Here is a 13,126-nt window from a genome sequence, read left to right as displayed (position 1 = left end):
TATTAAAATCATATTAATAATTTCTATACCCTTAATCATATGGGAGAATTTAATATTGAATTAATTATTATTTAGTTATTTCTTAATGAAATAATGAAAAAATGTATTAAAAATTAATAAATATGCTCTAAATCTGTTTTTAAAACAGATTTTTTTCATTATATTTACGTAAAACAGGTTTATGAAGAAGACGTTGGTAGTTTTTGCGCATCCTTATTTAGAGCACTCCAACTCGAATGCAGAGCTCATCAATTTCTATGTTCGCCACCAGCATTTTACCTTAAGAGACCTTTACGAAGAATATCCGGATTTTCATATTGCCGCATTCAGGGAAAGAAAAAGAATAAAAAACTATGAACGTTTTATCTTCCAGTTTCCACTGATCTGGTTCGGAATGCCACCTCTGCTGAAACTGTGGATCGACGAGGTATTTGACCGCGACTGGCTCAAGGAGGAAAATTATAACCCTCTTCAGGGAAAGGAAGTTTACATTCTGGTAACTACCGGTGGAAAGGAAAGATCTTTTCACAGAGAAGGAACCTACAAATTCACTGTTGAAGAACTCATCAGCGGACTCATTGTTTCACTGAATGTCTTCAAGGCAGATATCAAAAATATTAAAATCGTTTACGAAGCCAATAAGCTTTCAAAAAAAGAAATCATTACCCATAAAAAAGAGTTTTCAGAACTTCTTAATCAATAAACTATGGAAACAAGCTTAGCCATGAATACCCTTTTATTCCTGGGCGTTGCCATTATTATGGTTCCGCTGGCAAGGAAATTCGGATTAAGCTCTGTAATCGGGTATATTGCGGGGGGAATTATCATCGGCCCTTATGTACTGAAACTTACCGGAAAAGATGTTAATGATATTATGCATGCCAGTGAATTCGGGGTAATCATGTTGCTTTTTTTAGTAGGATTAGAGCTTGAGCCGAGAAAATTCTGGGAAATGCGGAAAAAAATTATCGGACTGGGACTCACACAAATGCTTCTTACCATTTCCCTGCTTTTCCTTGTTTTTATAATGGTTGGATGGCCGTTGGACAAATCGATTGCTATCGCCATGTGTTTTGCTCTTTCTTCCACAGCGATTGTTTTACAGACTTTACAGGAAAAAAATAATTTAAAAACACTTGCGGGTGAGGCTTCATTTTCCACCCTTTTATTCCAGGATATTGCGGTAATTCCTATTCTGGCAATATTGCCGCTGATCGCACATTACAAGGCAAGACATCAGGATAACGAAATTCAGGTACTTATTCAGACCCTTCCGGAATGGATGCAGTTTGCAACCGTAATTTTAGGAGTGGTTATATTAATCTTACTCGGAAGATATGTTTTTGTTCCTTTTTTAAGATATGTTTCAAAATCCGGAATGACGGAACTTTTAACGGCTTCTTCCCTTTTTCTGGTCATAGGGGTTTCGGAATTAATGGTTGCCATTGGTCTATCGCCCGCCCTGGGAGCTTTTCTTGCGGGTGTAATGCTGGCCAACAGTGAGTTCCGCCATGAGCTGGAAGCACATATCGATCCGTTTAAAGGATTGCTGCTTGCCGTTTTTTTTGTGAGTGTAGGCTCAACAATGAACTTTAATATCATTCAGGAGGATCCTGTTTTTATTTTCAGTACGGTTTTTGCGGTGTTGATCATTAAATTTATCGTTCTTTTTTTTATCGGCAGATTTTTTAAAATCGATACTCCTCAAAGTCTCTTTTACGCATTTGCGCTTTCTCAGGTAGGAGAATTTGCATTTGTACTGATCAACTACGCCTCCAATCTCTATCTGCTGTCTCCTGAGCTTAATGCACAAATGATGGCTGTTACAGCGATTACCATGTGTATCACGCCATTCCTTTTAATTATCAATGATAAACTGATTACGCCACATTTTGTCAGAGAGACTCCTGATGCTGATAATGATTTTAATATTCTGGAAAACAACCCCCGTCAAAAGAAAATTATCATTGTAGGTTTCGGTCATTTTGGAAGTACAGTGGGAAGGCTTTTGAAAGCTAATAAAATTTCCGCAACGGTTTTAGACAGAGATTCTGATCGTGTTAAATTATTAAGAAGCTACGGTTTTAAAGTATATTACGGCGATGCTACTAAAATTCCCACTTTACGTGCTGCAGGAATTGAAGATGCAGAAATACTTGTTCTCTGCCTGGACGACCCGGATGACAATAAATTTGTTGCCGAAATAGTCAGCGAAAATTATCCTCACGTAAAAATATTTGTAAGGGCTAAAAACAGAATTGATGCGTATGATTTTTTAAATAACGGCATCAATAATATTTATCGTGAAACGTTGGGTACAGCCGTTGATATGGCGGTTGACGTACTCCACGAAACCGGAATGCGGAAATATGCCGCAAGACGTCTTGGGCAAAGATTTATGGCCATTGACAAAGAGTCGATCAGGAAACTTGCCAAGGCTGAAGAAGATGATGAAATCCATCTTTTTACGACAAAAGAAATCCTCCAGAGAGAGGAGGAATTATTGGCTTATGACAATCTTAATTTTGAAAATAATCAATGGGAAGATTCGTCAAATGATGAAGACGATAATGAAAATAATTAATGAATACTTACGCTTCCACCGCTGTTTTCCTGTTTCGTTACAGAAGTTACATTTCCTTTTTTAGAAACATCTATACTTCCCCCCGAAGAAGCTTCCGCATTAATGGATGATGCAGCGCTGATATCAATACTCGCTCCGCTTGAGGCCTCCGCTTTCAGGTTATCTGCAACAAGATTCTTTGCAGAAATGCTGCTTCCTGATGATGAGGACACTTCTGCATTTTTAGCTTTTCCCGAAAGATTCATGCTTGCTCCTGAAGATGCATCAATATCAAGATCCACCGCCCATATTTTACCTGAAAAACTGCTACTGCTTCCGGCAGAAATCTCAAAATCATTGGCTTCAAGATTTCCACTCACCGATCCTGCGCTAGATACTTCAATACTTGTTTTTTCCTGAACGAATTTATCCTTTACCACTATACCTGCCGCAGAATTAGCTTCTATTTTCGTAAAATCTTTAGCATAAATTTTTGCGGTAACATTATGGTTATTCATTACTCTGATTCCCTTTTTATAATGGATATGAAGCTCACCACCGCTGATATCAACCAACACATCGTCAATGATATTTTCGGGGGCGGAAATAACTACCTTTTCCATATCGGATTTTATAATTTCAGCTTCTATTGCCTGTGAAACTTCAATCTCGTCAAAATCACCCGTTACCTGTTTTTCTCTTACAGGTCCGTGATCGGTATTCACTACTTTTTTCACCCAGTCCCCTTCGCTGTCATTCTGCTTCTTTTCTTTATTGCCATCACAAGATGCCAATACTACAAAAGCTGAAAAAATAATAAGTCTTGTTGATTTCATATTCAATGGTTTTTATGATTATCTTATTTATAGACACCTAATTTATAAAAAATATTACATCTCTTTTTATATATTATAAGACCAGAGTCATAATACTTGATTTTTAAATATTCTTTTTCTATTGAATCAAAATTAAAAAACTCTAAAAATCAATAATTTATACCACATTTATTTGTCTAATGGTACATCTATTGAACTATAATTTATACACATTACAAAATATAATATTATGATTTCATCGAAAACACACGCTATTCTGGATTACGTGGTTGGTATATTATTAATTGCCTCACCATGGCTGTTAGGATTTGCTGATGACAGTGCAGCCACTGTAATACCTGTACTATTAGGGGTATCGACATTATTGTACAGCCTTTTAACAAACTATGAATATGCCATGGCAAGAGTCATTCCATACAAAATTCACCTGACGATAGATTTCGCAGCTGGCTTTCTTCTGCTGGCTTCACCATGGTTGTTTGGATTCAGTGACAGGATTTACCTTCCGCATGTTATTCTGGGAGCTTTTGAAATTGTTGCGGTACTGCTTTCCCGCAAAGCAACGTCAACAGTTTATGCGCCAAAACAGATTTAAAACTCCTATAATTTTTTCAATGCAATATGATAGAGCTTTTCCGAATCAGGAGGAGCTTTATTTCTTTCTGATAAATGTAAACCCTAAATCTTTAGCTAATATTTAATATCTTTAGACATTATTAATAAATCATTATGAAGAAGATTTCATCAGTATTATTAATTTCTGCGTTAGCATTTAATCAATCCTGTACTACAATGAAAAGCACTGAAATTCAAACGGAAGTTCCCACTCCGGACGCTTCCCTGTCGTCTAACCCTTTTATGAAGAAAAGCAAACTTCAGTATGAGGCACCGGAATTTGACAAAATTAAAGACGAACATTTTAAACCCGCATTTGATTTCGGACTAAAGCAACATGATGCTGAAATTCTAAAAATCGCCAATAATCCTGAAGCGCCTACTTTTGAGAATACATTGGTAGCTCTGGAAAAAAGCGGTGAGGTGCTGAAAAGAGCCGTGATTGTTTTTTCTAATCTTACCAGTGCCAACACAAATCCCACATTACAGGCTCTTGATGAAGAATATGCGCCGATCTTTGCTGCACATTCCGATAAAATGTATCTGAATGAAAATCTTTATAAAAGAATAAAAGCCATTTCGGAAAATGGCCTGGACTCTGAAAGCAAAAAATTATTACAATATTACAAGCAGAACTTTGAAATTGCCGGAGCCAATCTTTCCGCAGCGGACAAGGAAAAATTAAAACAGATCAACCAGGAACTGGCTTCTTTATCTACCCAGTATTCCAATAAATTGCTTGAGGCAAGAAAACAGGGCGGCGTTTTCTTTACGGATGCAAAGGAACTTGACGGACTTTCTGCCGATGAGATTGCGGCTGCCGCTACCGACGCGAAAAATGCAGGTAAAGAAGGCCAGTATCTTTTGCCATTACAGAATACCACACAGCAGCCTCTGCTGCAAAACCTGAAGAACAGGGCCACTAGAGAAAAGCTATTTAAAGCATCATGGACCAGAGCTGAAAAAGGAGACGCCAATGATACCCGTGAAACGATTGAAAAACTCGCTAAATTAAGGCTGAAAAAAGCACAGATTTTAGGCAAAAAGAATTTCGCAGAATGGAAATTGCAGGATCAGATGGCAAAAACTCCCGAAGCGGCTACAAAATTAATGAACCAGATTGCCACTCCTGCCGTGGAAACCGCAAAACGTGAAGCAAAAGATATTCAGGATCTTATCAAACAGCAAAACGGTGGATTTGAAGTAGAACCGTGGGACTGGAATTTTTATGCAGAACAGGTACGAAAAGCCAGGTTTGATCTTGATGAAAGTGAAATTAAACCGTATTTTGAAATTACAACCGTTCTTGAAAAAGGTGTTTTCTTCGCTGCTGAAAAATTCTACGGACTTACTTTTAAGAAAAGAACAGATCTGCCGGTTTATCATCCTGATGTGGTAACGTACGAAGTTTTTGATCATGACGGCAAATCTATTGCGATCTATTATCTTGATTTCTACACGAGAGATTCTAAAAACGGAGGCGCATGGATGAGCAACTTTGTTGAGCAGTCTTATTTACTGGGCACAAAACCTGTTATTGTAAACTGCTACAATTATCAGAAACCGGCTCCGGGAAAACCTTCATTAATAAGCTTTGATGATGTTTCAACTATTTTCCATGAATTCGGACACTCTATTCATGGTATGTTTGCCAGCCAGAAATATCCTTCTCTATCGGGAACCAATGTGCCAAGAGATTTTGTGGAATTTCCTTCACAGATCAATGAACACTGGGCGCTGGATCCTGTAGTTTTGAAAAATTATGCTTTACATTATGAAACAAAACAGCCGATTCCCCAAACCCTGGTAGATAAAATAAAAAAGGCTTCTACATTCAATCAGGGTTATATGACAACGGAACTGGTATCCGCTGCCGAATTGGATATGGACTGGCATACGGTAACCAGCGAAAGCCAGCTAATTCCAGTTTTAGATTTTGAAAAACAATCATTAGCGAAGCATGGTTTTACTTTATCAACAGTTCCTCCAAGATACCATACTCCCTATTTTGCCCATATCTGGGGTGGCGGTTATTCCGCAGGATATTATGCTTATCTGTGGTCTGAAACATTGGATAATGACGCTTGGGAATGGATTAAAAATAATGGAGGGCTTACCAGAGAAAATGGTGATCGTTTCAGAAAGTATATACTGTCTGTAGGAAATTCTGTTGATCTGAATCAGGCATTCAGAGATTTTACTGGACATGATCCGGATATCAAGCCTCTATTGAGAAGCAGAGGATTTATTAAATAATTTTTTAAAGCATTCATTTTTGAATGCTTTTTTTTTGGGTTCTGAACACTAATTGCAAAAATATTTTCATTAATGATTATTCTTCGCGCAGATTTTTTGATTAAGGTGAAAATTAATGAAATTGTCTGTAAAATTTATGTTCTGTGCAACTATACGTTGCCTAAAGCCTATTGAATTATTTATTTTCAAGCCGAGCTAAGCCCGCTTCTATTTACTCTGTTGATAATTAAAAAAATAATCCTTTACATTTGTATCAAAAAAACGATGAATTGTCCCTGCTGTTCCGGAAAAACCTACGAAGAATGCTGTAAGCCGTATCATACAAAAGAAAAATTTGCTCCAACGGCAGAAGTATTAATGCGGTCGCGTTTTTCTGCATTTGCGATTCCGAATGGTGATTATTTAATGGAAACTACCCTTCCCAGCAAAAGAAAATATCACAGTAAAAAGGATTTACAGGAATGGGGAGAAAGCAATACCTGGACAAAGCTGGAAATTATAAACAAGCCGTCTTTATATAAAGTAGAATTTAAAGCCTTCTATACTGATGAAAATAATCAACCGCAGGTTCATCATGAATTATCAACTTTTAAAATAATTCAGAACCGCTGGTATTATGTAAGCGGCGAATTTTTATAATAAAGAGAGCATACAACTGTAAAACTATAGATTATAAAAAAATGTCCGAATAAATCGGACATTTTATATTTTAGTGAGCTTCGTTTCCGTCAACTCCATGAGCATGACCGTGTGCAAGCTCTTCCTGCGTTGCTGGACGTGTGTTTAAAACTTCTACCTGGAAATCTAAAACTTTTCCTGCCATCGGATGATTAAGATCTGCAACCACTGCTTCCGGTGTTACTTCTACCACAAATGCCTGGAAATTATTTCCCTGGTTATCAGATAATGGTAAAATTGCTCCAACAGGAGGAACTCCGGATTCCTGGAACATATCGATCGGCAACTGTGCAATGGCATCCGGCTGTCTTTCCCCGTAAGCTTCTTCCGGCTGAATTACAAATGATGCTTTATCTCCAGCCTGTAATCCCAAAATATTCTGCTCAAATTTTGGAATCATCATTCCAACACCGTATAAGAACGTTAGTGGATTTTCTGCTGTGGTCTCTTCTACAAGAGTTTTACTCCCGTCTTCTTCGATGGTGTGAAGGATGTAACTTACAGCTACAACATGATTGTTTTCGATTGTCATATTTTTTTCTTTTTTTCGTGAATTTTCACGATTAACGTTACAAATATACTGTTTTTGGATTCATTGCGCGAAGAATAACAGGTAAAGAAGCATCCACAGCATTCTACTTCTGCCCTCTTGTTTCTTTTCTTTTTCTCTCTCTCAGCACAAAGAGATACAGGCTTTCTACTTTTGTCCTTGCCCATGGAGTTTTCCTTAAAAACTTCAGTGATGAGCTGATGCTTGGGTTATCCGTAAAACATTTGATATTGATCTGCTCGCCAAGTCTTTCAAAGCCGTTGTAATATTCTACCAGTTCTTCAAGAATGGCATCAAGTCTTTTTCCGTGAAGAGGATCTTTAGATTGCTGTTCCATGTTGTAAAAGTAGAAATAAATTGGTATTGGATCATAAGCAATTCTGAAATAAAGATTCCGTTTTTTAATCTGAAATTAAATTTAAATATAGATTACTCTCTATTTATCTTTCTTTTCTGGTTCTGGTTTATCCTTTTTATTTTTAAGAATGTTTTCTGCCATACCTTTAAAATTTTCAGTCTTCATAATCACCAGATTATTATTGGAGTTCCAGATACTGACAAATTTCTTAGAAATCGTCATATAACTTTTCCATTCTGTAAATTTCTGATATAACATCAGTGTACAGATATCCGTTGGTGTAATCATCTGCCAGTTTTCAATAACATGACTGTGCATTCCGCTTATCGTATGTCCTGTTTTCTCATCGTGAATTTTTTGGACGATCATACTATTGTGTAGTTTTTCAACATTTTTTACCTGATCTTTATTATCGAAAGTGATGAGGTAATCATTCCCGAATATAACCGTATTTCCTACAGAAGTTGCTGTCAAAATATACACTTTCTTAACTTTATTTCTGATCAGCGGAACAATATTAAGGTTTGTATCTTTATATACTTTGAAAATTGTATCATTCTTTATTCTTTTCAAAGCATTTTGCCTTATGGTAAAATATTCGGTTTCCTTTTGGGTAAAATCTCTTTCCTCAAGATCAATCTTTGCATCTTTCGGATTGTAATTCGCCGGAAATGAAATAGTGCCGATTACTTTCTGGTTTTTAGAGAAAAAAACACATTTGGGAATTCCTGCGTCCAGATAAGAAAAGTAACCGCCTATATTTTCACGGTTCTTATAGTTTTCAATGAAAATATCAGTGCCGTTCCAGCTGGTCATTTCGCTATGATACAAGGCAACTCCTTCCTCATTAATTTCTTTTGAGAATTTTTCAGGATTTTGTGCTGCTACAGGAAAAGTGAACAATACAGCAAGTACTGTCAGAATTTGATTCATGTTGTTAGTTTTTTCAAAAGTAGTGATAATAATGTTGTATACCACAATTCTTACTTTTCATTTATCTTCTTTACATTTACATTATGAAAATTCTGCATACTGCCGACTGGCATTTGGGTAAACGTCTCGACCGCTTTTCAAGGCTGGAAGAGCAGGTTTTGGTAATGGAAGAGCTTATACAGACTGCCGATGAAAAAAATATTGATCTTGTTCTGATTGCCGGAGATTTGTTTGATAACTTCAATCCCGGTATTGAAGCCGTAGAGTTATTTTATAAAACCTTAAAAAGATTGTCGTTAAACGGAAAACGGCCTGTGATTGCTATTTCAGGAAACCATGATTCTCCCAACCTTATTGACGCGCCGGATCCTTTGGCCCGTGAATGCGGAATTATCCTTATTGGCCATCCCAAAGCCATAATCACTCCTTTTGAACTGGAGCATTTTAACATTTCAAAGGCTGCGGAAGGATTCATTGAACTTACCTTCAAAAATCATGACTTTCCTGTAAGAATTCTTCATACACCGTATGCTAACGAAATGAGGCTGAAACAATATTTCGGTGAACAAAAAGAAGCAGAACTGAACAACGTTCTTGCAGAACACTGGCAGAAAAATGCCAATGAGTTCTGTGATGAAAAAGGAGTGAATCTGCTCATGACCCATTTGTACATGAATAAAAAAGGAACTCCTCTGCTGGACGAACCGGAAGGTGAAAAACCCCTTAAAATAGGGAATGCCGACCTGATCTATTCTGACATTATTCCTCCACAGATTCAATACACAGCACTTGGTCACCTGCACCGTTTTCAAAATATCGGAACCGATGAAAAGCCGGTGGTGTACTCATCTTCTCCCCTTTGCTATAGCTTCAGTGAGGCAGGACAGACCAAATATATCTCCATTGTTGAAGCCGAGCCGGGCAAAGCCGTCCGGTTTGAAAGAATCCCAATTAAAAACGGTAAATGCCTGGAAAGAAAAAGCTTTGACTCTATCGAGAAAACAGTGGAGTGGCTCACCACAAACCAGGGAACTTTTGTAGAACTTACTCTTGAAAGTGAGACCTTTTTAACAGCCGATGAAAGAAAACGGCTATACCAATCGCACAACGGGATTGTACACCTCATCCCGAAAGTTAAAAATCAGGAATTGAATGAAACCAAGCTTCGTGATATTAATCTCAATCAGGATATCCAGTCTTTGTTCAGAGATTATTTTAAATCTAAAAACGCTGGCCAGGATGCCAATGAAGAGCTCATCAATCTGTTTAACGAAATTCTTAACCCTTAGAGCTTATGATTCCAATTCAGCTAACTTTAGAAGGTATTTATTCTTACCAGGAACGTCAGAAAATAGATTTTGAAAATCTTACGGCAGCAGGACTATTCGGTATTTTCGGAGCCGTAGGTTCAGGAAAATCTTCAATCCTGGAGGCTATTTCATTTGCACTCTACGGTGAAACCGAGCGACTTAATGCCCGCGACCGACGTACTTACAATATGATGAACCTGAAATCAAACCGATCTTATATCGAATTTGATTTTATAAGCTCTGAAAATAAAAAATACCGCGCGACACGTGAATTTAAAAGGAATTCTAAAAATTTTGAAGATGTAAAAACACCGTCGGTCACATTTTATGAGTGGAAAAACAATAATTGGATCCCGCTTGATCATTCAAATGCAGAACAGATTGTAGGATTAAGCTATGCTAATTTTAAAAGGACGATTATTATTCCTCAGGGACAATTTAAAGAATTTCTGGAACTGGGAGCTGCCGACAGGACAAATATGATGAAAGAGATCTTCGGGCTCCAGCGCTTTGATCTTCAAAACAATGTTTCGCTTATTAATGCTAAAAACCGCTCAGAACTTGATCAGCTGGAAGGACAACTGAAAGGTTTTGAAGAGGTAAATGAAGAAAAGATTTCATCAATTAAAGAAAATCTCAACCAGGAACAGGAAAAATACCAAGCAGTATTGAAACAATTCCAGGAGACAGAAAACACCTATTCCAGGCTGAAGAGTTTAAAAGAAGACTTTGAAGTACTGGAAGAGAAGAAAGCCCATTTTCAAAAGCTTTCCGAGCAAAAAGAAAATGTTGATCTTCTGGAAACAAAAACGGAACTCTATGACCGGATATCCCGGATATTTATCCCTTTGTTTTCTGAAAAAAACAAGCTGGTAAAAGAGATTGAAGAACAAGCCCGGCTCAAAGAACACCAGCTGGCCATTGTAAAAAACACGGAGCTTCAATTTGAAAAGCTGAAAAATAAACTTGCTGCAATACAGCCTCAGTACGAAGTCCTGCATCAATCTAAACTTCAGGAAAATGATTTGGGCCTGATTCTGCAAATGATAAAAGTTTCCGATGAAATTAAAATCCTGAAGGAAAGAACTGAAAACGGTTCCCAAAAGGTAACAGAAGTGCAAGCCGTTCAGAAACAGATTCAGGAAAAAATAGAAGAGCTTCTTAAAAAATCTGAAGCTTTAAAGCCCGGAAAAATTGATCCCGGATTACTTTTGAGCGTAGGAAACTGGTTTCTGGAACAGAAAAAATTAAAAGAAAACCTGAACATCCAGATCAAAAAAGCTGATGCTAAAAAAAATGAAATTATTTCTATTTCCGAAGAGCTCACATTTTTAAAAATTAATCCTGAAAAATTTAAAGATGATTTCAGAATTCAGGCTGAAAATCTGGAAAATCAGAAAAGAAAATTGTATGAAAAACGGAATCAGCTGGAAGTTCAGCAGAAACTTTCTCATTTTGCCAGCGAACTGCATGACGGAAAAGCCTGTCCGCTTTGCGGCTCCCTGGAACATCCGAATATGGTGCAATATCATGACGTAACGTCAGAATTACATGACATTCAGCAGCAAATGGATCAGCTGGATCATCAGAAAGAAGACATTCAGAAAAAATTATCAGCAGCGGAGAAAGTTCTTGACCGTAGGAAAATCTTTGAAGAACAGCTGAAATATGAGGAAGATCAGGCAAAACAGATTCAGGTTGAGATCGAAAATCATCTTAAAAGTTTTACCTGGAAAGAATTTAATGCAGATCATGAAGCTGATTTTGAAGAACAGAGACAACGTTCTTTCACTATCGAAAAGCTTTTGGAAGAACTGAATGAGCAAATCAGTACGGAACAGAAAAACCTGGACAAAGAAAGAAACAATCTCGACAACTACAATAAGGCACTGGAAAAATTCCGGCTGGACGAAGCGAAAAAAGAAGAACAGATCAAAACCAATGAAGCCAACCTGAAAATTCTGGAATGGAAAAATTATACTGGTAAAACAGCTCAGGAAGTGGAAGAAATTTTTCACAAGCTCTCCGAATCCAATCGCGGGACGGAGCAGAATTATAATCAGTTAATTAAAGAAGAAAAAGAAATTTCGCCCAAACTGGCAGAGCAGAAAACCATTGTGAGTCAGTTGGAAAAACGGATCTCCGAATTGGAACAGGAAATGGCAGGCAATACGCTTTTAATTGAAACAGCATTAGCCGAACAGCAATTTGACCAGCATAAAGTGCTGGAAATTCTGGCAGAGAAAATTAATGTTCAGGAGGCAAAAGGTCTTATTGAGGAATTTAAAATTAAGTTTCAAACCTTAAAAAACAGCATCACTGAGCTTGAACAAAAATTAAAAAATTTCGCCTTTGACCAGGAAGAGTTTTCAGCGGTTGAAAGCCGGTTTGCCTCCCTTGAAGCAGAAGTAAAAACTGCTAACGACACTATTGTAAAAATTAAATCCGAAATTGAAAGGCTGGAGAAAGAATTTAAGAAAAAAGAAGATCTTCTAAAGCTTTTATCACAGCTTCAGAAACGGGCTGAAAATCTTAAAATCATGACAAATCTCTTTAAAGGTGCGGGATTTGTGCAGTATGTTTCTTCAATTTACCTTCGGCAACTTTGTGACCATGCGAATGTACGCTTTCACAGGATGACACGAAATCAGCTGAGCCTGCAGCTCAATGATAACAATGAATTTGAAATCATCGATTACCTCAACGAAGGCCGCAGCAGAAGCGTGAAAACCCTATCCGGCGGACAGGCCTTTCAGGTCTCGCTGAGTCTGGCTCTGGCATTGGCAGAGAGTGTTCAGAGCAATGCAAAAGCGGAAAAAAATTTCTTTTTTATCGATGAAGGCTTCGGAACTCAGGATCTGGAATCAGTGAATATTGTTTTTGAAACCCTTGTGAATCTTCAGAAAGAAAACAGAATTGTGGGCATCATTTCCCATGTGGAAGAGCTGAAAGAAAAAATCCCCGTATCGCTGAACATCATTAAGGATGAAGAAAAAGGCAGTCAGATTGAAATTGTATAAACTAATT

Annotated in this window: 11 protein-coding genes; 7 read left to right on the top strand and 4 right to left on the bottom strand. The window is 37.4% G+C overall.

All coding sequences use genetic code 11. The features are described from left to right. Nucleotides 1–181: 181 nt before the first annotated feature. Nucleotides 182–703 carry an NAD(P)H-dependent oxidoreductase gene (locus U9K52_RS15715; protein WP_248390795.1) on the top strand — a complete coding sequence of 174 codons (522 nt, stop codon included), beginning with the start codon at nucleotides 182–184 and terminating at the stop codon, nucleotides 701–703. A gap of 3 nt (nucleotides 704–706) precedes the next feature. Next, a complete protein-coding gene (locus U9K52_RS15710; protein ID WP_322927312.1) occupies nucleotides 707–2,584 on the top strand; it encodes a monovalent cation:proton antiporter-2 (CPA2) family protein in 1,878 nt (625 codons plus the stop codon). On the opposite strand, the gene U9K52_RS15705 is transcribed toward U9K52_RS15710, so the two are convergent. Then, nucleotides 2,581–3,399 carry a head GIN domain-containing protein gene (locus U9K52_RS15705; RefSeq protein ID WP_263601511.1) on the bottom strand — a complete coding sequence of 273 codons (819 nt, stop codon included), beginning with the start codon at nucleotides 3,397–3,399 and terminating at the stop codon, nucleotides 2,581–2,583. The two genes, U9K52_RS15710 and U9K52_RS15705, sit on opposite strands and share 4 nt — an antisense overlap. Before the next feature lie 229 nt (nucleotides 3,400–3,628). Between U9K52_RS15705 and U9K52_RS15700 the strand changes: the two genes are divergently transcribed. The 3 genes from U9K52_RS15700 to U9K52_RS15690 all read left to right on the top strand — a co-directional run bounded on the left by U9K52_RS15700 (nucleotide 3,629) and on the right by U9K52_RS15690 (nucleotide 6,909). Next, the gene (locus tag U9K52_RS15700) at nucleotides 3,629–3,994 is read left to right on the top strand and encodes an SPW repeat protein (RefSeq protein ID WP_263601512.1); all 366 of its coding nucleotides are present in this window, start codon (nucleotides 3,629–3,631) and stop codon (nucleotides 3,992–3,994) included. A 134-nt stretch (nucleotides 3,995–4,128) separates the two neighbouring features. Next, complete coding sequence (locus tag U9K52_RS15695) at nucleotides 4,129–6,270, top strand: M3 family metallopeptidase (protein WP_322927311.1); 2,142 nt, start codon at nucleotides 4,129–4,131, stop codon at nucleotides 6,268–6,270. Nucleotides 6,271–6,534: 264 nt separating this feature from the next. After that, entirely contained in the window at nucleotides 6,535–6,909 is a 375-nt protein-coding gene (locus U9K52_RS15690) for a YchJ family protein (RefSeq protein ID WP_322927310.1), read from the top strand. A gap of 70 nt (nucleotides 6,910–6,979) precedes the next feature. On the opposite strand, the gene U9K52_RS15685 is transcribed toward U9K52_RS15690, so the two are convergent. The 3 genes from U9K52_RS15685 to U9K52_RS15675 form a co-directional block, all read right to left on the bottom strand. Further along, nucleotides 6,980–7,480 (bottom strand): FKBP-type peptidyl-prolyl cis-trans isomerase, encoded by a 501-nt coding sequence (locus U9K52_RS15685; protein WP_263601515.1) that lies wholly within the window; start codon nucleotides 7,478–7,480, stop codon nucleotides 6,980–6,982. Between the two features lie 103 nt (nucleotides 7,481–7,583). Then, complete coding sequence (locus U9K52_RS15680; RefSeq protein WP_322927309.1) at nucleotides 7,584–7,835, bottom strand: VF530 family protein; 252 nt, start codon at nucleotides 7,833–7,835, stop codon at nucleotides 7,584–7,586. A 99-nt stretch (nucleotides 7,836–7,934) separates the two neighbouring features. Continuing rightward, a complete protein-coding gene (locus U9K52_RS15675) occupies nucleotides 7,935–8,789 on the bottom strand; it encodes a hypothetical protein (protein WP_322927308.1) in 855 nt (284 codons plus the stop codon). Between the two features lie 83 nt (nucleotides 8,790–8,872). Here U9K52_RS15675 and U9K52_RS15670 point away from each other — a divergent pair, with 83 nt between their 5' ends. Both U9K52_RS15670 and U9K52_RS15665 read left to right on the top strand, forming a co-directional pair. After that, on the top strand, nucleotides 8,873–10,078 hold the full coding sequence (locus U9K52_RS15670) for an exonuclease SbcCD subunit D (RefSeq protein WP_322927307.1): 1,206 nt from the start codon (nucleotides 8,873–8,875) through the stop codon (nucleotides 10,076–10,078). Nucleotides 10,079–10,083: 5 nt separating this feature from the next. Further along, on the top strand, nucleotides 10,084–13,119 hold the full coding sequence (locus U9K52_RS15665; protein ID WP_322927306.1) for an SMC family ATPase: 3,036 nt from the start codon (nucleotides 10,084–10,086) through the stop codon (nucleotides 13,117–13,119). The last annotated feature ends 7 nt before the right edge of the window (nucleotides 13,120–13,126 follow it).

Source organism: Chryseobacterium sp. MHB01, assembly GCF_034651565.1.
Taxonomy (GTDB): domain Bacteria; phylum Bacteroidota; class Bacteroidia; order Flavobacteriales; family Weeksellaceae; genus Chryseobacterium; species Chryseobacterium nepalense.
Note: the sequence above shows the minus strand (reverse complement) of the source record. Positions and strands in the feature narration are given on the sequence as shown.